This is a genomic window from Gordonia sp. SL306 (assembly GCF_026625785.1).
In the GTDB taxonomy this organism is placed as follows: Bacteria; Actinomycetota; Actinomycetes; order Mycobacteriales; family Mycobacteriaceae; genus Gordonia.
On the sequence record NZ_CP113063.1, the window covers coordinates 2685896 to 2708041 of the forward strand.

A 22146-nucleotide genomic window follows, 5' to 3' on the forward strand; every position below is an offset into this window, starting at 1 on the left:
GGGTGCGGCCAGAGTCGTTTCGGAAGGCGTCAACGACGGGGATCAGTGCGGGAGTACCGCCGACCAGCCGCCGTCGATCATGAGATTCGTTCCCGTGACGTAACCGGATTCGTCTGAGGCGAGGAAGACCGCATAGCCGACTACGTCGGCGGGGGTGCCGATCCGCCCGAGCGGGATGGCCGAGGCGATCTGGTGCATCGGGTGGCGGTCGTCGAGAAGTGTTGCCTCCGATTGAGCGGTGCGGATCATGCCCGGGCTGATGCAATTGGCGCGGATTCCCGTCGGCGCACCCTCGGCCGCAATCTGTTTCGTCATCGCCACCACGGCGCCCTTCGACGCGGTGTGTGCGAGACGGGAGTTGGTGACCGAGCCGGTCACCCCGGCCGTCGAACCGACGAGGATGATCGATCCGGATCTGCTGGCGGACAAGTACTTCCACGCGTACTTGACCGGCAGGAACACCAAGTCCACCTCGTGGGACATCACGAGATGCCAATCCTCGATGGTGATCTGGTCGACCGGGGCGAACGTGGCGAACCCGGCGTTCGCATAAAGGATGTCGATGCGCCCGGTCACCTCGCCGATACCGGTGATCCAGCGGGCGACCGCGTCCTCGTCGGTGAGGTCGATCGGATGCGCACCGACCATCGTCCCACCTGCAGCGGTGACCAGGTCGACGGTCTCCGCGCCCCGCACACGGTCGATGTCACAGCCGTACACGGTCGCGCCTTCGGCGGCAAAGCGCCGCGCGGCCTCTCGGCCCTGCCCACTCGCGGTTCCGGTGATCACCGCGACCTTGCCATCCAGACGTCCTCGCGCCGTTGTCATCGGCGCACCGCGGAACGTAGGAGGGCATCGGAGATCGACTTGACGCCCCCGTGCGACGTCGCGCCGCCGTCCACCGTGATCTCGGCCCCGGTGGTGTACGCGGCGGCATCCCCCAGGAGATACTCGACTGTTCCCGCGACCTCGTCGGGGCTACCGGCCCGACCGAGGTCGGTCTCGGCGATCGACGATGTACGGAACTCGGTCGGGGCGGATGCGGTCATCGCGGTGTCGATGAAGCCGGGATGCACAATGTTGACTCGAATCCCCTTCTCGCCGAGGGCGAGTGCGGACGTATGCGTGAGTCCCCGCAGTGCCCACTTGCTGGTCGTGTACGCGATCGGATAGTGAGCGGTGAGGGCGGCGATCGAGCCGATGTTGACGATCGAGGCGCCTGGCGGCATCAGCGGGGAGAGGGCCTGGATCGCGAGCATGGGACCGATCACGTTCACCGAATAGGCGGCGCTCATGTCGTCGACCGTCACGGCGTCCAAACGCGCACGGCGAGTGATGCCCGCGCAGTTGACGAGTCCATGAATCCCTTGAACGGCCAGTTCACCTGCCAGGGCGGACCATAGCCCGGGGTCGGTCACGTCGAAGGCACGCACACCGTCGCTCTGGGCAGAGTCGAGTCCGACGACTCGGGCGCCCGAGTCGGCGATTCGCCGGCTGATCGCCGCGCCGATGCCGCCACCGGCACCCGTCACCACGATGGTTCGGCCTGTCAGATCTGTCATCGAGACCTCCTGATCGGCACTCAGGATCGCGGCAACCGCCGATGCTCGGGAAGAAGTGATACCTGATAGGCGATATCGAGACGGCCTATAGGTGATCGACGTGTCAGCGCGCGGCGATCTCCTCGACCACACCCCGCAACCATGCGTGCGCCGGATCGGCGGTGTGAATCGGATGCCACCACAGCGCTTCCTTCAGCGGAGCGATATCGCCGGGGCACGGCATCACCCGCACGCCGTCGATCGGTCGAAGGCGTTCGGCGAGCGACTTCTGCAGAAGGGCGACTCGGCGGGTGCCGGTGACCAGAAAAGGCACGGCCAGAAAGGATTCGACGACGACGTCGATCCTCGGTTCGACGCCGAGGATCTGGAGTTGGCGCAGCGCGGGAGTGAACGCGGTCGGGCCGTGAAAGGTCACCACCCACGGCGATCGCCTCAGGTCGTCGAGGGTCAACTCGTCCCCGATCTCGGCATTGTCCGCCGAACAGACGCAGACCCAGTCATCGGTCGGGAAATCGATCGCAGGCATGCCGGTGATGAATCCGTGTGGCATCACGATGCCGTCGACAGCGCGGAGTGTGTCATCGGCGTGATCGACCGCGTACGGCGTGTTCTGCTCGAGCCGCAACTGCACACCGGGCGCGCGTTCGTGCAGCAATCGGGCGAGTGGTTCGCCCACACGCAGTGCGCCGTAGTCGGTGACCACCAGCGTGAAGGTGCGGTCGGCGGTCTCGGGATCGAACGTCGGGGCGGCGTCGAACACGCGCTGCACGGATTGGATCGCACTCACGACAAGCGGTCTCAGATGCGCTGCCAGAGGCGTGAGCTCGTAGCGATTTCCGGATCGCCTCAGCAGGGGATCGTCGAAGTGCCTGCGCAGTCGTCCCAGGGCGGCACTCGCGCTCGGCTGGCTCACGCCCAGGCGTTCCGCGGCTCGCGAGACATTGCGCTCATCGAGCAGTGTCTCCAGTGCGACCAGCAGGTTCAGGTCCAGGTTGCGCAGTTGCCTCGTTGTCCCTGCGTGCGCACCACTATCACTCATGGCTATACAGCGTATCGGCAACTGAGTATTCCCAAATAGTGATCCCCGCCTCAGTGTGGTTGGCACCACACCAACAGGAGTTGCTGCGATGTCACCACTGAACGTTCTCGTCATCGGCGCCGGCGTCGCCGGCGCCGCGACCGCGATCCTGCTCGCCGAGCGCGGGATCGACGTCGACCTCATCGACGTCAAAGCAGATGTGCCGACCTCGGGGTCGGGGATCACGCTGCAGGGCAATGCCTTGCGCGTTCTTCGTGACCTGGGCGTCTGGGACGAGGCGAGTTCGCACGGCTACTGCTTCGACACACTCGGTTTCCGTGCGCCCGACGGAACCCTGCTCGCAGAACTGCCCGATGCGCGCACCGGCGGTGAGGACCTGCCGGCGACCATGGGCATGTATCGTCCGACGCTCGCACGAATCCTGCTCGAGCACGCTGCGTCGCTCGGAGTGAAGGCGCGGTTCGGTGTCTGCGTCCAGGAACTCGACCGCGACGACACGGGCGTGACCGCGACATTCGAGGACCAGACGAATGGCCGTTACGACCTCGTGGTCGGTGCCGATGGGCTCCGGTCCCGGACCAGGTCCCAGATCGGGATCGACATCGAACCGCAGGGCACCGGCATGGGTATCTGGCGGGTCTTCGCACCGCGACCGGACTCGGTGACCCGTACCGACCTGACGTACGGGGGCACCTGCTACATCGCCGGATACTGCCCGACGGGGCGGGACACGTTGTACGCCTATCTGGTCGAAGACGCCCAGGACCGCAGTGCGCTGACACCGGACGAGGCCCTCGAGACCATGCGGACGTTGGCCGCCGACTATCACGGCCCCTGGGACGACATCCGCGATGGGATGACCGACTCCTCCCGCATCAACTACACCCGCTTCGAATCCCATGTGGTGGACGGCCCGTGGCATCGGGGTCGGGTCGTGCTGATCGGCGACGCCGCGCACAGCTGCCCGCCCACCTTGGCGCAAGGTGCGGCACAGGCATTGGAGGATGCGGCCGTGCTGGCCGACGTGGTCGTGAAGCACCACGACATCGACGATGCCATGTGGGACGAGTTCACCGATCGCCGGCTCGAGCGCGCCAAGGCCGTCGTCGATTCGTCGGTCCAGCTCGGGCGCTGGATGCTCGACCACGAACAGGGCGACGTCCCCGGCCTCATGCATCGAATCAGCGAGATTCTCACCATCCCAGCCTGATTCACCTCTGTCACCGACGATCTGGAGATCATCATGACCACGGACACCATTCACGACACCGACCCTGACGCACCAGCTCGGTACGCGTTCACCCATCTGCGTCACATCGGCATCGCTGTACCCGACCACGACAAGCAGGTCGAGTTCTACACCCAGAACTGGGGCCTTTCCGAGGTCGGCACCGACGGCGACGTCACCTATCTGACCGCTGAAGGGTCGCCCGAGAAATACGCGGTACGGGTTCGCCGATCCGCTGACAAGCGGCTCGACCTCATCTCCTTCGGTGCTGTCGACAACCAGGCCGTCGACGACCTCGCGGCACGCCTTGGCCGTTCCGGCGTCGACCTGATCGGTGAACCCGGCACGCTGCAGACACCTGGCGGGGGTTACGGTTTCCGCTTCTTCGACGTCGACGGCAGGACGATCGAGATCTCCGCGGATGTGGCTGTCCGTGAGCACCGCAAGATCGAAGCGGGGGAATCCATCCCGGTGAAACTGTCGCACGTCGTGATCAACACCCCGGATCCCGAGTCGACGGTCGCCTTCTACGAGCGCCACTTCGGATTCCGTGTGTCGGACATACTCATGCACCCCCGGATGGGTCGGATGATGTGGTTCCTGCGCACCAACGCCATGCATCATTCGCTCGCCATCGCGCGCGGACCGCACGTCGCGCTGCACCACGCGTCTTTCGAGTTGCGCGGCATCGACGAGTACATGCGAGGTACGGGACGGCTGCTGCGATCCGGCACCGAGAAGATCTGGGGCCCAGGACGACACATGGCCGGCAACAACACGTTCTCCTATTTCCTGGACCCCAATGGGAACACGATGGAGTACACCACCGAGCTCGAGGTTCTCGACGAGGACACCTGGCATCCCCACCTGCTCGATTTCACCCGGCCCGAGGTCGCCGACCAGTGGGGCACCGCGAATGCCATGAACGAATTCGTGGCGAGCCGGTCCTTCAACGACCCGGACAAGGGGCTGTTCGTGGCGCCGCCGGTGTGACGCGACACCCCGACAACCACGTGAGAGAGAGGACAACAGCATGAGATTCGCGACCGTCACCGTCGACGGGGACGCGAGCGCCGCGGTGGTCACCGACGACGCCGTGTACCTCCTCGATCAGGGCAGGCAGATGATCGACGTGATCGGGCAGGGCCTCGACGGTGCGTTGGCCGAAGGTGCTCGCGCCGTTGCACGTGGCCGCCGCATCGACCACTCGGATGTCGCGTTCGAGGCTCCCTTGCAACCGCCCAGCATCCGGGACTTCGTCGCGTTCGCCGAACACGTCGAAGGTGTCCGTGCGTCCATGCAGGGGGCAGACGGCGTACCTGACGCCTGGTGTGACGCACCGCATTTCTACTTCACCAATCCGTATGCGGTGGTCGGTCCAAACGCCGTCGTCAGGGCCCCGGGTGGCTCCGAGCAACTCGACTTCGAGCTCGAGGTGGCTGCGGTCGTCGGTACCGCGGGCAGCGATGTCGCGGTCGGTGCGGCCGCCGATCATATCTTCGGCTACACCATCCTGAACGACTGGTCGGCGCGCGATCTGCAGCGACGCGAGATGGAGATCGGACTCGGTCCGGCCAAGGGCAAGGATTTCGCGAACTCGCTCGGCCCGGTCATCGTGACCGCCGACGAGTTCACCGATCACGTCGACGACGACGGGTTTCTGGACCTCGCCTGCACCGCGCGCGTCAACGGTGAGGAGATCGGTTCCGACGTCACCGCCAACATGGGCTGGTCGTTTGCGGCGATGGTGGCTTTCGCCTCGCGCGACAGCGCGGTCCGGCCCGGTGATGTGCTGGGTTCCGGGACCATCGGCAACGGGGGTTGCCTGGCCGAACTATGGGGCCGCCGTGGCACTCTCGACCCATCGCCACTACACCGCGGTGACGTCGTCGAGCTGACCGTCGAGGGCATCGGAACTCTGCGCAACACCATCGGCTCGCCACGGCCGGCAGGCGTGCCGCTGCCGGCACCACGCACCACAGATCAGCAACGTCGCCGGGCCGAGCACGCCGGGCAGTCGCTGACCACGACAGGAGGCATGACACATGACCGCTGAGACCACCCAGCCGTCATCGACGGCCCTGGATCGAACCGACCCTGAAGGCGCGATCGCGGCCGCGGCCGCACGATGCTCCAACTGGGGCCGTTGGGGTGAGGACGACGTCCACGGCACCCTCAACCACATCACCGCCGCCGACCGCCTGCGGGCGGCTGGATTGGTGCGGACCGGGGAGACCCTCAGTCTTGCATTGCCGTTCGACATGGACGGTCCGCAGAAAGGGTGGCGACGACGCACCAATCCGGTGCACACCATGCTCGACACGGGCATCGAGGCGGAGGCCGGGATTCAGGGATTCCCGCACGGCCTCGGTGGGGCCGACGACGTGATCGCCATGCCGCTTCAGTGCTCGACGCAGTGGGATGGGCTCGGCCACATCTTCGATCACGGTCGGGCGTGGAACGGCAGGCGATCCGGTCAGGTGGTGACCTCCGAAGGCGATCGGGTCACCGGCATCGAGACCGCGGCCGGGCGCATGGTGGGCCGCGGAGTACTCCTCGATGTCGGGCGGGAGATCGGCGACGACGGGGAACTACCCGACGGCTTCGCGATCCTGCCCGAGCACCTGGACCGGACGATCGAGGCGCAGGGATCGGATTCGGCCGTCGGGCGCGCCGACTTCGTCTGTGTGCGCACCGGACAGCTCACCCGCGCCCTACGGGACGGATGGGGTGAATACGCCGGAGGCCCTGCTCCAGGTCTGTCGTTCACCACCGCGGATTGGCTGCGCGACCACGAAATCGCCGGGATCACTACCGATACATGGGGATTCGAGGTCCGCCCGAACGAGTTCGACGTCGCTTTCCAGCCATTGCATCAGGTCGTGATCCCTCACATCGGGCTCTACATCGGCGAGATGTGGAACCTCGACGGACTCGCCGCCGCATGCCGGGCGGACGGTCGTTTCGAGTTCATGCTCGTGGCGCCACCGTTGCCGATCACCGGCGCTGTCGGGTCGCCGATCAATCCGATGGCCATCAGGTGAGCCCCCCGTTGGTCGAGTAGCCCGCGAGGTACGAGCGAGCGTATCGAGACCACCTCCACAGCAAAATCTTTCACCACCTCACTCAGGAGTAGACGATGTTCGAATATTTCACCGGCAAGAATTACGTATGGAACTTCGCGGTGGTCGGCGCGCTCAACAGCGGCGGACGAATCGACGAGGTGGACCGGGCCTGCCGCCCGCTCCTCGACATCGCCAAGGGTAACGAGGACGTCGGCACCGTCGACTTCCTGAACTCGTGGACGGCGATGGTCGACCAGTTGGTGTCCGCCGCCGACGACGACGCGAAGAAAGGGCACGCGCGCACGGCCGGGCAGGCGTACGTGCGCGCCGCCAACTATCTGATCACTGCGGAACGTATGCAGCAGGCCGGAACCCCGGAACGGGAAGCAACCTATCAGCGGTGCCTGGACCTGATGGAACTGTCCTTCGAGCTGAACGACCCCCTGACACGTCGTGTGGCAATCCCATTCCGCGACACCACACTCCCGGCGTACTTCACCAAACCCGCGACCACCGACGGCCGGCCGACCCCGGTCATGATCCAGTGGAACGGTCTGGACAGCACCAAGGAGCACATGTACGTCTCGGAGCACAATCAGGAGTTGGCCGCGCGCGGCATCGCGACCCTGATGGTCGACACCCCGGGATCGGGTGAGGCACTGCGCAAGCAGGGACTCACCTCTCAGGTGAACACCGAGGAATGGGCAGCGGCGTGCGTCGACTTCCTGGAGGAGGACCCCACCATCGACGCCTCGCGGATCGGTATCGTCGGCTGGTCGCTCGGTGGCTACTACGCGCCACGTGCCGCCGCATTCGAGAAGCGGCTCGCGCTGTGTGTCGCCTGGGGTGCCAACCACAACTGGGGTCAGGTGCAACGCCGCCGTGTCGAGCGCGAGGGCGAGCGCCCGGTGCCGCACTACTGGGATCACGTCATGTGGGTCTGGGGCGAAACCGACCTCGATGCCTTCCTCGAGATGGCCGACGGCATCCACCTCGACGGTGTCGTCGAGAAGATCGACGTTCCCTTCCTGATCGCACACGGCGCCAACGATCGACAGATCCCAGTGGACTTGGCGCGACGCTCGTTCGATCAGGCGACCAACAGCCCCAAGCGCGAATTGCGCATCTTCACCGCGGACGAGGGCGGTGCCGAACACATCGGCCTCGATGATCTCGGTCATGTGAGTGACTTCGTCGCGAATTGGGTTGCGGACACGTTTGCCGAACTCGACGCTGCGGAGCGGTGACCGGGTGTGGGCATGCAGCGCGTGAACATTGACTGACTGAAGCTCTTGCGCGGGCGCCTCGGATCCCGCTAGAGTTCGAACATGCGTTCGAACGAACGGGATCGGGGGTCCGCCACATGAGCGAGTCCGACTCCGATCGTGCCCATGCGTCTGGTGGTGACGGTGGTGAGGTCGATGTGGCGGCGGTGGCCGGACAGTGGTTGCCGCGGGGCATGTTTCAGCAACATCATCCGCGCAGTCATGACGACCTGCTCGAGCGACAGGCCGAGTTGGCCACGGCCGCCGCGGCGTCGGTCGGTGATCTGCCCGCCGGTGAGAATGTGGTGGAGCTCTACCGCGAGTTCCATCACCTGCTCGACCGCATCGCCGGCGTCGACACCACCAGCGCCTCGCCCGCCGATCTGGTGGCGGTGGCCGCCGAACACGAACGTGCCGCCCGGCGGATGAGTTCGATCGGACACCGCCGGGTCATGGACGTCTGCGACCGCGACGCCCACACCGCCGCCGGCTACCGCTCACTGCACAACTTCATGGCCGAACGGCTGCGCATCGGCGACCTACGCCACCGCAAAGAACAAATGGCCGCGGTCTCGCAGATGTACAACCTGCAGGGCGAATTGCTCGCCCCGCGCTTCCCGCAGACGGCCGCCGCGCTGGCCGACGGCGCGATCGGACCCGACCACGTACACACCATCGTGAACGCCATGGCACGCATCCCGGCCGCGGTGGCACCCGGCCTGGTGGAGGCGGCCGAAGCCAGTCTGGCCTACTTCGCCCGCGACTTCTCCCCGAAAACACTCACCGACCTCGGCGCCCGCATCCTGGGCCACCTCGACCCCGACGGCACCGTGACCGACCAGCGTGACCGCGCCCGCCAACGCCGCCTGCTGCTGAGCAAACAAGACGCCCAACAAATGAGCCGGCTGACCGCCACCCTGGACCCGACCACCCGCGCCATGTTCAACGTCGTACTCGCCGCCTGGGCCGCACCCGGCATGAACAACCCCGACGACACGCAATCACCCACCGGACAACGCGAACACGCCGACCCCGACACCCTCGCCGAGGCCGCCGCCCGCGATGCCCGCACCCCCGAACAACGCAACCACGACGCGTTGCGCGCCCTGCTCGACTACATCCTGAAAAGCGGTGGACTCGGCGACAGTCACCGCGGACTGCCACCCCACCTGATCATCGCGATCACCGAACAGGAACTACGCGAACGGGCCGGCCTCGGCCACACCACCACCGGCGCCACCCTGCCCATCGCCGACATCGTCGAACTCGCCGCCCACGCCGACCTGCACCTGGCCGTATTCGCCGACCACACCCGCGAAGTCCTGCACCTGGGCACCGCGAAACGATTCGCCAACCAAGCCCAACGCCTGGCACTCTTCGCCCGCGACGGCGCCCACTGCACCCACCCCGACTGCGACATGCCGTTCAGCCACACCGACATCCACCACGCCGAACGCGACTGGGCCGACGGCGGCCGCACCGACATCGACGCCCTCGCCGCCGCGTGTCCCACCCACAACCGCATGGTCGGACCCAAACCCGGACAATTCACCACCCACATCGTCGCCGACGGACCCGACGCCGGCCGCCCCGCCTGGACCCGCAACACCGACGGCACCGGACCACCCAACCCACCACGCATCAACCGACGCAACCACATCGCCGACACCCTCCGACACCACCTCGACGACAGCGGACTCTCAGGTGACACCCCCGCACGCCCAAAAGAAGTGGCCCCACCCGACTACCGATACGCCGGACCCATGCGCTTCACCCGACTCGTACACGACGGCATCACAGTCGAAATCCTCACACCAGACGACCTCGACCTGGCCCGGTAGCTGTCGACCTGGTTCACGTGGGCAGCGTCGCGCGTCCGATCATTCATGACGTGCTGCGCAGGATCACCAACTCCTGCGTGGCCCGCGTCATCGCGACGTAGCGATCGACTGCCCCTTCGATGCCGCTCCCGAATCTCTCCGGATCGACGATGACAACCAGGTCGAACTCGAGGCCCTTCGCATGTTCGGGTGTGAGTGAGCGTACTCGTGGCCGCTCGGCGAACGTGGGATCGCCGATGACACAGACGGTTCCCTCGTCGTGTGCGGCCAGCCACCGCTCGAGAATCGCGTCGCGGTCGGCGGTGGGACCCTCGACGACGGGGATGCCGCTGCGACGGATGGACGTGGGGACATTCGCGTCGGGGAGCTCCGCGCGGATGGCCGGTTCGGCGACAGCCATGACCTCCTCCGGCGTTCGGTAGTTCACCGACAGGGACGCCATGGTGACCTCGCGGACCCCGATCCGTTCGAGCCGCTCCTGCCAGCTCTCGGTGAACCCGTGCCGCGCCTGGGCGCGGTCGCCGACCACGGTGAGACTTCGGGAAGGGCAGCGGGACAGCAGCATCTGCCATTCCGCGTCGGTCAGCTCCTGGGCTTCGTCGACGATGATGTGCGCGAACGGCCCGGCGAGGTCATCCGCATCCATTGTCGGAGAGGCAGTCTCATCCACCAGGCTGTTGCGCATATCCGCGCCGCGCAGCATCGGCATCACCCCCTCGCCGTCGTCGTGGGCATGGGCGTCGAGAAGATCGGTCACCACCTGATCCATTCGCTCCCGCTCGGCGGCCAGCACCGACTCACGCCGCCGTCGACGGACCGAGGCCGTCGCATCGCCGAGACGCAGGCGCGCCGCGTCCAGGAGAGGTAGATCCGACACCGTCCACGCGTTCGGAATCCGGCGCTGCAGTTTCCGGACCTCGCCGGGGGACAGGTGGGGAGCGCACATGCGCAGATAGGCGGGAACCGACCACAGGTCCCCGACGAGATCGGCCGCTTCGAGCATCGGCCAGGATCGGTTGAAGGTCGTGACGAGTTCATCGTTCTGCGACAACGACTTACGCAGTCGCGCCTTGGGCACGTCGCCGCCGCTGTGCTTGTCGAGGATGATCGAGACCAGCGACTCCCACACCTCGTCGCGTCCCTCGTTGTGCGGAGTGCCCGGCTCGGGGGCCCCGAATGCCTCCGCCCAGTCGGCAGTGGTGACCCAGACCTCGGACCACGGTGTCTCGACCAGAAGGGGATCGGTGGGCGGCTCCTCGTAGAACCGGACAGCGGGTTCGATTGCCGCGACCATGTCCGCCGACGCCTTGAGACGGGCGACCTCGCGGTCCGTCTCATCCGACGCCGACCTGCCTTCGGGCAACAGATCACGCAGCGTGCAGGTCTGCACACTCTCCTCGCCCAGGGCGGGGAGCACATCCGCGACATAGGCGAGGTAGGGCTCGTGGGGTCCGACGACGAGCACACCTCCCCGGTTGCCGGCGAAACGCGGATCCGCGTACAGGAGGTAGGCCGCCCGGTGCAGCGCGACGACGGTCTTTCCGGTTCCCGGGCCGCCGTCGACGACGAGCGCACCACGCGAACTCGCGCGGATGATGGAGTCCTGGTCTGCGGCGATCGTGCCGAGTACGTCACGCATCCGTGGCGACCGACTGGCGCCGAGGCCTGCGATGAATGCCGAGTCGTCATCGAGGACGACGTGACCGTCGAGACCTTCGGCGGAGAACACCTCGTCCCAGTAATCGCAGATCCGGCCGCGGGCCCACCGGTACCGTCGGCGGCTCACCACACCCATCGGGTCGGCGTGGGTCGCGGCGAAGAACGGTGCCGCGGCGGGCGTGCGCCAGTCGATGAGCAGTTGACGGCCCGTCGCGTCGGTCAGACCGATCCGGCCGATGTACTGGGGCTCGTCACCACCGACGATCACCCGGCCGAGGCAGAGGTCCAGGCTGTAACGGCGCAGTGTCCGCAACCGTTTGCCGAGTTCGTGCACCTCGAGGTCGCGGTCCAACGCCTGGCGGCCGTGACCTCCAGGTGCCTGACGCAGGACGTCGAGGCGTGCGGACAGGTCGGTTATCGATTGCTCCAGGCTGCGTGACATCGCGGCGAAGTGCCGCTCGTCGTCGGCGATGAGCGTGGGGTCGTCTTTGGCAGGATGACGGGTCAGGTCGAACGCACTGGTGGTGCTGGGCGGCATGTGTGGCGGCTCCGGAGGTCGGTGAGGCCGCCGGTGGGGAGCGTCGGATGGCGATTGCCTGTGTGCGTGCGCATCTCGACACCGTCGACGATGACGGCTTCTCCCGCTACGGCGGATTCCTTCTCCCCGGCAGGTGGGGAGGCAACCATTGTGCCCGCCACCCCGGCCCTTGCGGCAAGCCCGGGGCCACGCTATAAGTTGAAAAGGGCGGAGGTGTGATTCCCGCCCTTCTCCGTTCGCCCGATCCCCCCGATCAGATCGTCGTCCCGACGTCCTTTGCGACGATGTTGTCGAGCGCACGCTCGGCGAGCGCCGCGATGGTCATCGACGGATTGCACGCGGCTGCGGTACCGGGAAGCAGCGCGCCGTCGATCACGTAGAGGCCACGCTGGCCGTGCACCCGGCCGTCGAGATCGCAGACCGATCCCATGCACGCACCACCCAGGCTGTGCCACGTGCTGTTGACCACGGCGTTGGTGTCGATGAGTCGCCCGGTCGACCCGGCGATGCGTTTGGCGGTGGGTTCGATGCTATTGAGGTGGATTTTGGAATCACCGTTTTTCGGCCACTTCAGGAAGGCATCGCCGCGTCCCGTGTCGAACGCGAAATGCCCGCGGTCCCGGCTGACTCCGTAGCCGACCATCATGGTGCTGTGTGCGTCGACGGGCATCGGCGGGATGGATGCCTGGATGACGGTGTGGGCTGTGCTCGCGTTCTTCCAGTTCAGCGAGCCGTAAACCACCGGCCCGCCCTGCTCGGTACCGAAGGCGTCAGTAGGGCTGTTCCACACGTAGATCCGGTCCGCGTTCGTGCCCCAGCCGCGTCCGACGGCGTCGGGCAGATCGGGGATACCGCCGTTCGCGGCGGCTCGCACGAGCAGGCGGGTGGTGTGCACGCTGCCGGCGGCCATGACCAGGGTCGGGGTGGTGAGGATCTTCCGTTCGAGGACCTTGCCGGTGAGATCCGTGCGGTCGACGTGCACCTGCCAGTGGCCGTTCGCCGCACGAGCCACGTCGGTGACCTCATGCATCGTCGCGATCGTCAGCAACCCGGTGGCCTCCGCCGCCTTGATGTAGGTGACATCCACGCTGTGCTTGCCGCCGTTGTTCACACCCATGGCGCCGGCGCCGTTGGTGTAGGACGGCTTCATCTTCCCGTGGAGTTCCGCGAGTGCGTAGTCCCAGTCGATCGGCATCGGGATCTTGGAAACGGGAAGTCCCGCGCGGCGGGCGTTCCGGGCGAACACACGTGCGGCGAGATAGTTCTTGCTACGGATCAGGGCATCGGGCGCGGTCTCGATCTGCAGCATCCGGGCCACCCGTGGGTAATACACCCGGTTCAAGGTCTGCCAGTCGAGTTGTTCGGGCAGGTGCTCGTTGAACACGTGCTCGGCGGGTTGCAGGGTCATCCCCTGGTAGACCAGCGATCCGCCGCCGAGACCTGCGGGGGCCAGGGCCGTCATGTTGTCTCCGACGACCGCATCGACGAGACCCAGATAGGGTTCGAATTCGAACTTCGTGCCGAGGATCTGGCCGGTCGACTTGTGCCACAGGAAACGCTTGTCCGGCGCAGTCGCCAGCGGAAAAGTGTTCGAGTTGGGGCCTGTTGGCCATCGCTTTCCGCGTTCGAGCATCAGGACCGGAACACCCGCCGCGGTGAGTCGCAGGGCGGTGACCCCGCCACCGAAACCGGACCCCACCACGATCGCGCGATGATTCTCCCGGGTCAGCCGAACACCTCGGCCGGCTCCTGGCGCAGCTGTGGCCGTGGCGGGGAGAAGGCTCGCGGCTCCGGCCACGGCTGCTCCGGTGAGAAACGAACGTCGGGTCACAGTCATCGGTGAAACTCCTTGAATCGCGCCAGGGTGTGACGTCATGCGGGCAGAGTGAAGGGGCCGTTCCACCGAGGGATGGCGGCCTGCGGGTCTACGCCTGAGCTGTGCCAAGGACCGTTCGACGTTCCCCCGTGGCGATCCCGGCCATCCACGAACCGCGTTCGGCATCAGGACCGCTTGTGCCCCCCCACGCGGATTCGTCTCGGCCGATCGTCTGTTGATCTCGCCCGGCGCGACGATGTCCTCCCCCTCCGCGACCGGCAATCTGCGACGATCAACCTGAAACATGATCAGTCATGTGACTGAGATAAAAAAGCCTTTGCGGCGATACTGTGACCCGGTTCACAACCCGAACGAGCCCGGCGAGTGAGTCGTCAGGGATTCTTCGTCGGAGCGAGCCAGAGGCCGACGGCGGCATCGATCAGGAGATCGCAGTGATCAGACCACCTGTCGGCGATCGTCGATGCTTCTGTCGGCGACTCCTCGATCGATCTCTCGATGTCGGCCAACGAATGGATGATCATGTTCTGGGACATGCTCACCCGTGCATCCATGACGCGTTTGGGAATCGTCGGAAGGACCCGATAGAACCCGGTCATCACCTCGGTGAGCGGGTGTGACACCGCGACGGACTCGTACAGCAGGTATCCGGTCTGCGGATCGGCCGCCATGTGCGCGCAGAACCGTGCGTAGTACGACGTGGCGCCCAGGCTGACCAGGTGTTCGATCTCGGGGCGGATCAGGCATTCGATCCAGTCGCGAACGTCGGTGGCCTCGGCGAGGTCGCCGAGACGCTCGCCCCGGATCACGTCGATCCGGGCGTTGTGCGTCTCGAGGATGGCTCGGATCAGGCCTGTCTTGTCACCGAAGTGATGCCCGACCGCGTAGTTGTTGCCCTGCCCGGCGGCCTTGCTGATCTGTCGACTCGACACGGACGCGATCCCGTGCAGCGCGAACAACCGCTCGGCGGTCTCGAGTAACCGCTCCCGGGTCCGTGCCGTCTGGTCACTACGCGATGCCACCACGAACATGATGATGCCTCATGTTCTGGGGGCGCTGTCGGCCGCGGGCCGTTCGCCAGCCGTGGTCCCGGCCACGCCGTCCGCGATCAGGTGCATCGCGGCGGTGGTGGCGAGTGCACGGACCGCCGCACGATCGCCCGGGAACCGTCTGGTGACGGTCACGGTGGGCCGTCCGGCGAACGCGACACCGAAACAGACCATGCCAACCGGCTTGAATTCGGTCCCGCCGCCCGGGCCGGCAACACCGGTCGTCGACACCGCCGTGTCGGCGTCGAGGCGACGCAGCGCACCCTCGGCCATCGCCGAGGCGACCTGTTCGCTCACGGCACCGTGCTCGGCGATCAGCGCGGCCGGGACGTCGAGGAGACCGGTCTTTGCCTCATTCGCGTACGACACGACGCCACCGACCACATACGCCGACGACCCGGACCGATCGGTCAGGCGTGCTGCGACCATGCCCCCGGTGCAGGATTCCGCGGTCGCGATCCGGCGGCCGGCGAGTGCGGCCGCCACGTGGTCGTCGATCGTCGCGCCGTCGGTCGAGAAGATCTGTCGCGAGTGGCCGGCCATGATCAGCTCCGCGAGCTCCGCGTAGGCGGACGCGTGCTCGGCCGCGAACCGGGTGACCATCTCGAGCTCGCCGTGCCGGAGGCACGTGGTGATCTCGAGTCCGTCGAACCCGGAGATCTGATGGTTGGCGGTCCGCAGCGACTCGGCGAGCTCGGCTTCGGACAGTCCGTATGCGCGGATCGTCTCCTGTCGCATCTCGGTCCGTGCGGACAGCGCCGCGGTCACCGCCGCCGTCTGCAACGCATCGGGCCACATGGCCTGCAGCTCGCGCGGCGGACCCGGAAGGACCAGGATCGCCGGCCGCGCCGTACTTCCGGCGATCGCGACCCCGGGGGCGGTTCCGGTCGGCGGGATCGATTGTGCGCCTTCGGGTACCAGGGCCTGCTTGCGAATCCCGGCACGGGTCGGTCCGGACTCTGCCTCACCGGCGGGGCGACGCTGCCAGCGACGGATGATGTCGGCGATGTGGGCCTCGAGTTCGGTGTCGAGGGACAACTCGAGTCCGCAGAACCCGGCGACCGTCGCAACGGTGAGATCGTCGGCGGTCGGTCCGAGACCGCCGGTGGTGACGATGAGATCGAGATGCTGATCCGCGAGGAAACGCAACTGCGCCACCAGGTCGTCGGGGCGATCACCGCAGACCGTGATGTGTGCGACGTCGACACCCAGCGCCAGCAACCGGGTCGACACCCACGGGCCGTTCAGATCTGTCACCCGGCCCGTCAGGACCTCGGTTCCCGTCACCAGTATTCCTGCGCGAACACTCACGTGACCGAGCCTACTGTGACGATCGCCTGCGGGCGGTCACACCACCGCGGATCAGACGCTCAGCCGCCGTATCCCAGCCGCCGGCTGATCTCCGCGGCGGCAGCCGATGTCAGGTCACCGACCTCCTCGAACGTGGCAGGATCGAGGCGATAGGCGGGGCCGGAGACGCTCAGCGCAGCAACGACATCGCCGTCACCATCGCGGACCGGAGACGCCACCGCGTTGAGGCCGATCTCCAATTCCTCGCGGACGCTGGCCCATCCGCAGTCACGTGCGCGACTCAGCTCGGCGTCCAACTCTTCGAACCCGGTGATCGTGCTCGGGGTGAACACCTCGAGTTGCTCGCCGAGCGCATCCCGGACGGCCGAGGGCGACAAGCCCGACAACAACGCCTTGCCGCTCGACGTGGCGTGGGCCGGGCAGCTCTGACCCACCCACGTGTGCAGGGCGATCTCCGCCGGACCGATGGCCTCGACGATGTTGATGATCCGCGCGCCGTCCAAGATCGCCAGGTTGGTGGTCTCGCCGCTGTGCGCTGCCACTTTGTCGCATACGTCCTGACTGACCTTCGCGAGATCCAGGCGCGCGCTGGTGGCCCCGGCCAGCCGAACAATCGAGAAACCCAACTGGTACTTGCCACGGTCCGAGAGTTGCTCGACGAACCCGCGGGATTCGAGCACCGCTATCAGCCGCGAGACCGTGGACTTGTGGACGCCCAGTTCCTCGGCGATCTCGGTCACCCCTGCGGTCCCCGCTTTTCCGATGATCTCGAGGACGGTGAGGGCGCGGTCGACCGATTGCACTGCTGCGACGGACTTGTCTCCGGCGACGGACTTGTCCCGTGTGCGGGTCCGGTGAGCGCGTTCGGGCATGACGCGGCCAAGCATAGTCGGCTGGCCGGCGGGCCTGGTCAGATCGTCGTGGTCCGATCGCTGACCAGTCATCTTCCCTCGGCCCGGGCGAGTCTCCGTACGGTCCAGGCGTGGAACTCGGCGATGTGATGTTCGGAGGGCACCAGTACGCCACCACGTCGATACGCACGCGAGGCCATCGCGGGCTGGGTCCGTTCACACGCGTCGAAGTCCTGCACGTTGACCCGGTGGAACAGCTCAACCGACCGTTCGACGTCGCGGCCGTGCTCGACGACGTCGGGCATGTACAACCAGTCGCACTCGACGACGGTCCGGTCGGGCGCCATCGGATACATCCGGTGGACGATCACATGATCGGGGACCAGGTTGATGAAGACGGTCGGCCGGATCGTGATCGCGTAGTACCGCCGATCCTGCTCGGGGGTGATCCCGGGGATGGGGGTGAGTCCGGCGCTCCCGTCCACGGTGAATCCCTGGACGCCGTCGGCGAATTCTGCGCCGTGGCCGACGAAGTACTGCGCGGCGAACCCACCGGCGAATTCGGGGAGGACCTCCGTCAGCTCGGGATGGATGGTGGCGCAGTGGTAGCACTCCATGAAGTTCTCGACGATGAGTTTCCAGTTGGCGGCGACGTCGTAGACGACGCGGCGGCCTACGGTGAGTTCGTCGATGTGGTAGCGCTCGATGGCCTCGCGATCGCCGAGTCGCGCCGTGACGACATCGATCACGTCGCTCTCGAACGACGGTGGGTCGTCGGCGAGACAGACCCACGCGTAGCCGAGCCATTGGCGTACGGCCACCTCGACGAGTCCGTACCGCCTGCGGTCGATGGCGTCGCCGCCGTCGTCGGTGAGGGCGCCGAGATTGGGTGCGGCGAAGAGCTTTCCGTCGAGTCGGTAGGTCCATGCGTGGTACGGGCACCGAAGACCACGGGGCGCGACCCCGGCCTCTTCGGTGCACAGCGTCGCTCCGCGGTGGCGGCAGATGTTGAGGAAGGCCCGCAGTTCCCCGTCACGTCCGCGGACCACCAGGACGCTCTCCCGGCCCACCTGGACCTTCCGGAACGCCCCCGGCTTGGTGAGGTCGGCGCTGCGCGCCGCACATATCCACATCGCCTCGAGGATGTTCTCCTGCTCGCCACGGAATATTTCGGTGTCGCAATAGTATTCGCCACCGAGGGTCGGCATGAGCGATCCGGCCGGTGTGGCGTCGAGAGGCGGTGATCCGTCGAAGGTCGTCATGAGGTCACCAGTCGTCGGGGGTCGAACAAGCCGATGGGATGTGCGGTGGTGCCGGAAGTGGCCAGGTCCGCCAGGACCTCACCCACCACGGGCACGAATTTGAATCCATGCCCCGAGAAACCGCATGCGACGGTCACATTGGCCAGTTCCGGGGGCCGGGCGATGACGAAGTGTTCGTCGGGGGTGTTGGAGTACATGCAGGTGGCGGTGTGTACCGCCGGTCCGGACAGGGCGGGGAGCAATTCGGTCACCCGTTGTCGCATCGTGTCGATCTCGTCGGGGTGGACGACGCGGTCGATCGTGTCGGGAGTGCACTCCTGTCCTTTGCGGAAGAACGCGACTTTCACGCCACCGGCCGGACCGTCGATGGCCGGGAAGCCGTAGATCTGTCTACCGTCGGCGTTCTCGCCGATGAAGATCGGCTGACCCTCGAACGGGGCGGTACCGCCCGACGGCTCCAGCCAGTAGAGAACCTGCCGCTCGACGGTGATGGGGATGCCCAGATCGGTGAGCAATTCCGGTGCCCACGCTCCCGGGCAGATGACGAGTTGATCGCCACGGTAGGTGGCGCTCGTCGTCGTGACGGTGACCCCCGACGACTCGTCGCCCCACTCGAGCACCTGCTCGCCGAAATGCAGATCCGCGCCGGCGCGAGCAGCGAGGTCGAGGTGGGCCGCGACGGTCATCTCCGGACGCGCGAAGCCGGCGTTGGCCTCATACAGGGCAACGTCTCCCGACGTCGGGGTGAAGGTGGGGAAGCGTCGGTGGATCTCGTCGGCATCGAGCATCTCGTGCGGCAGATCCCATTCCATCGCGGCACGACGGCTACCGGCCACGGTCAGCGACTCCGGCGGACCCACGAACAACCCGCCGGTCTTGCGATAGACCTCGCGGCCGCTGACGTCGGCCAGCTCCTGCCACAACTCATAGGACCGCAGCAGCAAGGGCACGTACGCGGGATCCTCGAAGTACGACTGCCGGATGATCCGCGAGCCGCCGTGACTGGATCCGCGGTCGTGCGCGGGCGTGTACTTCTCCAGACCGAGGACCCGGTGGCCGCGTCGGGCGAGGTGATAGGCCGCGGCGCTGCCCATTCCGCCGAGACCGACCACGATCATGTCGTAGCTGTCGTCGTTCATGGTCATCTCCGGATCAGGTTCATGGCGGGATCGACCACCGGTTCCGTGTGAACGGTTGCGGTGTAGGTGTGTTCGAGGTAGTCGACCTCGACCGGTGTCCCGATTGGCGTCGTCGCCGGGAGCCAGGCGTACGCGATGCTCCGGCCGATAGTGGCGGAGTAGCCTGCGCTGGTCACATACCCGGCGACGTGGCCGTCGGTGCTGACCGGCTCCTTGCCCAACACCACCGCGGTCGGGTCGTCGAACACGATGCTCTGCAGTCGGAGTGCGGGCTCCTCTCGTGCCTCGAGTGCAGACCTGCCGAGGAAGTCGCCGTTGGTGGCGTTGACGGCAAACCCGACGCCGGCCGCGGCGGGGCTGTGCTCGGTGGTCATGTCGGTGCCCCACGCGCGGTAGCCCTTCTCCATCCGCAGGCTGTTGAACGCGATCCGGCCCGCCGCGATCGCGCGATACGGGCGCCCCGCATCGAACAGCAGATCCCACAGGGCGGCACCGTGCTCGGCATCCGTGTAGATCTCCCAACCGGATTCGCCGACGTAAGACACTCGCAGCATGATGACCGGGATCGAACCGATGGAGGTCTGGTGGGCCCGGAAGTACCCGAAGGCCTCGTGCGAGATGTCCTCTGCGCACAGGGGCGCCACGATGTCGCGGGCGCGTGGTCCCCAGAGCCCGACACCGCAGGTTCGGTCCGTGACGTCGCGGATGGTGACGTCGGCGCGGGCCTTGCCGACGGCCTGATGTCGGGACAGCCAAACGAGATCGAGCGGTCCGTTGGCGCCCACCTGGAAGAGGTCGTCGGACAGGCGGGTGACGGTGAGATCGCTTCGTATGCCGCCGTTCTCGTCGAGCATCAGCGTGTACGTGACCGATCCGACGGACTTGTCGACGTTGTTGGTGGTCATGTACTGCAGGAATTCGCAGGCGCCGGGCCCGGCGATCTGATACCGGGGCAGGGGAGTCATGTCGTAGAGCGCCGCATGTTCGCGTGTCCAGCGCGCCTCGGCGATGGAGATCGGTGACCAGAACCGGCCGGACCAGCTGTCCCGCTCCGCAAATGGGACACCATCTGCGGCGAGCTCGGCAACCAGACCGGAATTGGCCTCGTACCAGGCCGGCCGTTCCCAGCACGCACCCTCGTAGAAGAACGCGCCCAGCTCCTGCTGCCGCGCAAAGAACGGACTCACCCGCAGATCACGTGGCTCACTGCGGTATTGGTGTGGATGGACGATGTCGTAGACCTCTGCGAACGCCTGCGAGCTCGTCGACAGGATGAACTCCGGACTCGTTGCCGCGTTGTCGAACCGGTAGAGGTCGCATTCGTGCACATCGGTTTTCGGTGCACCGTCGACGATCCATTCGGCCAGGGCGCGCGCCACCCCGGCCGAGTGGGTCACCCACACCGCCTCTGCGACCCAGAATCCCGAGAGCTCGCGATGCTCACCCATGATCGAGAAGCCGTCGGGGGTGAAGGAGAAGATGCCGTTGAAACCCTCGTCGACCTTGGTGTCGCCCAGCGTCGGCAATAGGGCGACGCTCTGCGTCCACGCCTCGTCGAAGTCGGCGTCGGTGAACGGCAGCATGGACGGCATGGCCTCACCGGCGGTGTCGGTCAGCAACGTGTCCATCTCCACCGGCATCGGACGATGACCGTAGTAGCCGATACCGAGCCGGTCACCGTGTTCGCGGTAGTAGAGGTCGTGGTCCTGGTGGCGCAGGATCGGCATGTGGGCCTCGCTGCCCTGATCCGCGCAGCCCGCACCCGGTCGGCGCAGTTCGCTGACCTGACCGGTCTTGGCGTACTGGTGCGCCATCGGAACCAGAGGGACGGTCAGTCCCACCTGGCGGCCGAGGCGGGCTCCCCAGAATCCGGCGGCGCAGATCACGATGTCGGCGTCGAATTGCTCGCCTGCGGTGGTCCGCACGCCGACCACCCGGCCCGCACGCGCGAGGACGTCGGCGACCTCCTGATGTCCGATGAATCGTGCGCCGCGGGTCTTCGCGCGCTGGGCCTGCGCCGTTGCCGCGCTGAGCGCTCGGGCAAGACCGTCGGTCGGCGTGTGGAAGCCGCCGTGAATCCGATCGGCGTCGAGCAGCGGGTAGAGCTCGGCGCACTGCCCGGGATCGAGGAGGGTGCCCGGGACTCCCCAGGATCTCGCCCACCCCGCCTTGCGGTGCAGATCCGTCCATCGCTCCTGGGTGGCCGCCACCTCGAGGCCTCCGAGCTGGTCGAAAGCACCGAGTCCGACGAACTTCTCGACGGTGTACCGCGCGAACTCGGTCATCGTCTTGGACGGATTGGTCTGGAAGACGAGTCCGGGTGCGTGGGACGTCGAGCCGCCGGTCGCGAAGAGCGGTCCGCGATCGAGCACGGTGACATCGGTGCAACCGCGGGCGGTGAGCTCGTCGGCGAGTGAGGTGCCGACGATGCCGGCGCCGATGACGAGGATGCGGGGATGGGCCATGCGACGGCTCCTGTTGCGTGTTGAGCAACTACTGCGTG

General features: G+C 66.6%; 17 protein-coding genes. 6 read left to right on the forward strand and 11 right to left on the reverse strand.

All coding sequences use genetic code 11. The features are described from left to right. Window positions 1-42: 42 nt before the first annotated feature. From OVA31_RS12270 to OVA31_RS12280, 3 genes are all read right to left on the reverse strand, one after another. Window positions 43-828, reverse strand: coding sequence for an SDR family NAD(P)-dependent oxidoreductase (locus OVA31_RS12270; RefSeq protein ID WP_267626935.1), 786 nt, complete (start codon window positions 826-828; stop codon window positions 43-45). Continuing rightward, window positions 825-1562, reverse strand: a complete 738-nt coding sequence (locus OVA31_RS12275) for an SDR family NAD(P)-dependent oxidoreductase (protein ID WP_267626936.1) — start codon at window positions 1560-1562, stop codon at window positions 825-827. Before OVA31_RS12275 ends, OVA31_RS12270 begins: the two co-directional genes overlap by 4 nt. A gap of 103 nt (window positions 1563-1665) precedes the next feature. After that, on the reverse strand, window positions 1666-2601 hold the full coding sequence (locus OVA31_RS12280; protein WP_267626937.1) for a LysR family transcriptional regulator: 936 nt from the start codon (window positions 2599-2601) through the stop codon (window positions 1666-1668). An 88-nt stretch (window positions 2602-2689) separates the two neighbouring features. On the opposite strand from OVA31_RS12280, the gene OVA31_RS12285 reads away from it, so the two are divergent. From OVA31_RS12285 to OVA31_RS12310, 6 genes are all read left to right on the forward strand, one after another. Then, complete coding sequence (locus tag OVA31_RS12285) at window positions 2690-3811, forward strand: FAD-dependent monooxygenase (RefSeq protein ID WP_267626938.1); 1122 nt, start codon at window positions 2690-2692, stop codon at window positions 3809-3811. Window positions 3812-3844: 33 nt separating this feature from the next. Continuing rightward, window positions 3845-4822 (forward strand): VOC family protein, encoded by a 978-nt coding sequence (locus OVA31_RS12290; protein ID WP_267626939.1) that lies wholly within the window; start codon window positions 3845-3847, stop codon window positions 4820-4822. Window positions 4823-4862: 40 nt separating this feature from the next. After that, complete coding sequence (locus OVA31_RS12295) at window positions 4863-5885, forward strand: fumarylacetoacetate hydrolase family protein (protein WP_267626940.1); 1023 nt, start codon at window positions 4863-4865, stop codon at window positions 5883-5885. Beyond that, window positions 5875-6873 (forward strand): cyclase family protein, encoded by a 999-nt coding sequence (locus OVA31_RS12300; protein ID WP_267626942.1) that lies wholly within the window; start codon window positions 5875-5877, stop codon window positions 6871-6873. Before OVA31_RS12295 ends, OVA31_RS12300 begins: the two co-directional genes overlap by 11 nt. A gap of 95 nt (window positions 6874-6968) precedes the next feature. Next, a complete protein-coding gene (locus tag OVA31_RS12305) occupies window positions 6969-8141 on the forward strand; it encodes an alpha/beta hydrolase family protein (RefSeq protein ID WP_267626944.1) in 1173 nt (390 codons plus the stop codon). A 116-nt stretch (window positions 8142-8257) separates the two neighbouring features. Continuing rightward, complete coding sequence (locus OVA31_RS12310; protein WP_267626945.1) at window positions 8258-10000, forward strand: HNH endonuclease signature motif containing protein; 1743 nt, start codon at window positions 8258-8260, stop codon at window positions 9998-10000. A gap of 43 nt (window positions 10001-10043) precedes the next feature. Here OVA31_RS12310 and helR read toward each other — a convergent pair whose 3' ends face one another. From helR to OVA31_RS12350, 8 genes are all read right to left on the reverse strand, one after another. Beyond that, a complete protein-coding gene (gene helR / locus OVA31_RS12315) occupies window positions 10044-12197 on the reverse strand; it encodes an RNA polymerase recycling motor ATPase HelR (RefSeq protein ID WP_267626946.1) in 2154 nt (717 codons plus the stop codon). A 253-nt stretch (window positions 12198-12450) separates the two neighbouring features. Further along, window positions 12451-14034 (reverse strand): GMC oxidoreductase, encoded by a 1584-nt coding sequence (locus tag OVA31_RS12320; protein WP_267626947.1) that lies wholly within the window; start codon window positions 14032-14034, stop codon window positions 12451-12453. Window positions 14035-14405: 371 nt separating this feature from the next. Continuing rightward, window positions 14406-15062, reverse strand: coding sequence for a TetR/AcrR family transcriptional regulator (locus OVA31_RS12325; protein ID WP_267626949.1), 657 nt, complete (start codon window positions 15060-15062; stop codon window positions 14406-14408). A 9-nt stretch (window positions 15063-15071) separates the two neighbouring features. After that, a complete protein-coding gene (locus tag OVA31_RS12330) occupies window positions 15072-16391 on the reverse strand; it encodes a competence/damage-inducible protein A (protein ID WP_267626950.1) in 1320 nt (439 codons plus the stop codon). Window positions 16392-16450: 59 nt separating this feature from the next. Further along, window positions 16451-17263, reverse strand: coding sequence for an IclR family transcriptional regulator (locus OVA31_RS12335; RefSeq protein ID WP_267626951.1), 813 nt, complete (start codon window positions 17261-17263; stop codon window positions 16451-16453). A 68-nt stretch (window positions 17264-17331) separates the two neighbouring features. After that, complete coding sequence (locus OVA31_RS12340; RefSeq protein WP_267626952.1) at window positions 17332-18504, reverse strand: aromatic ring-hydroxylating oxygenase subunit alpha; 1173 nt, start codon at window positions 18502-18504, stop codon at window positions 17332-17334. Then, the gene (gene solA, locus OVA31_RS12345) at window positions 18501-19643 is read right to left on the reverse strand and encodes an N-methyl-L-tryptophan oxidase (RefSeq protein WP_267626954.1); all 1143 of its coding nucleotides are present in this window, start codon (window positions 19641-19643) and stop codon (window positions 18501-18503) included. Before solA ends, OVA31_RS12340 begins: the two co-directional genes overlap by 4 nt. A gap of 2 nt (window positions 19644-19645) precedes the next feature. Then, window positions 19646-22108 (reverse strand): GcvT family protein, encoded by a 2463-nt coding sequence (locus tag OVA31_RS12350; RefSeq protein WP_267626955.1) that lies wholly within the window; start codon window positions 22106-22108, stop codon window positions 19646-19648. Between the last annotated feature and the right edge of the window lie 38 nt (window positions 22109-22146).

Coding starts and splice junctions, on each gene's coding strand:
- helR (WP_267626946.1), bottom strand. CDS start 12,197: ATGCCGCCCAGCACCACCAGTGCGTTCGACCTGACCCGTCATCCTGCC.
- OVA31_RS12290 (WP_267626939.1), top strand. CDS start 3,845: ATGACCACGGACACCATTCACGACACCGACCCTGACGCACCAGCTCGG.
- OVA31_RS12280 (WP_267626937.1), bottom strand. CDS start 2,601: ATGAGTGATAGTGGTGCGCACGCAGGGACAACGAGGCAACTGCGCAAC.
- OVA31_RS12320 (WP_267626947.1), bottom strand. CDS start 14,034: ATGACTGTGACCCGACGTTCGTTTCTCACCGGAGCAGCCGTGGCCGGA.
- OVA31_RS12310 (WP_267626945.1), top strand. CDS start 8,258: ATGAGCGAGTCCGACTCCGATCGTGCCCATGCGTCTGGTGGTGACGGT.
- OVA31_RS12335 (WP_267626951.1), bottom strand. CDS start 17,263: ATGCCCGAACGCGCTCACCGGACCCGCACACGGGACAAGTCCGTCGCC.
- OVA31_RS12300 (WP_267626942.1), top strand. CDS start 5,875: ATGACCGCTGAGACCACCCAGCCGTCATCGACGGCCCTGGATCGAACC.
- OVA31_RS12285 (WP_267626938.1), top strand. CDS start 2,690: ATGTCACCACTGAACGTTCTCGTCATCGGCGCCGGCGTCGCCGGCGCC.
- OVA31_RS12295 (WP_267626940.1), top strand. CDS start 4,863: ATGAGATTCGCGACCGTCACCGTCGACGGGGACGCGAGCGCCGCGGTG.
- OVA31_RS12350 (WP_267626955.1), bottom strand. CDS start 22,108: ATGGCCCATCCCCGCATCCTCGTCATCGGCGCCGGCATCGTCGGCACC.
- OVA31_RS12305 (WP_267626944.1), top strand. CDS start 6,969: ATGTTCGAATATTTCACCGGCAAGAATTACGTATGGAACTTCGCGGTG.
- solA (WP_267626954.1), bottom strand. CDS start 19,643: ATGAACGACGACAGCTACGACATGATCGTGGTCGGTCTCGGCGGAATG.
- OVA31_RS12270 (WP_267626935.1), bottom strand. CDS start 828: ATGACAACGGCGCGAGGACGTCTGGATGGCAAGGTCGCGGTGATCACC.
- OVA31_RS12325 (WP_267626949.1), bottom strand. CDS start 15,062: ATGTTCGTGGTGGCATCGCGTAGTGACCAGACGGCACGGACCCGGGAG.
- OVA31_RS12275 (WP_267626936.1), bottom strand. CDS start 1,562: ATGACAGATCTGACAGGCCGAACCATCGTGGTGACGGGTGCCGGTGGC.
- OVA31_RS12340 (WP_267626952.1), bottom strand. CDS start 18,504: ATGACGACCTTCGACGGATCACCGCCTCTCGACGCCACACCGGCCGGA.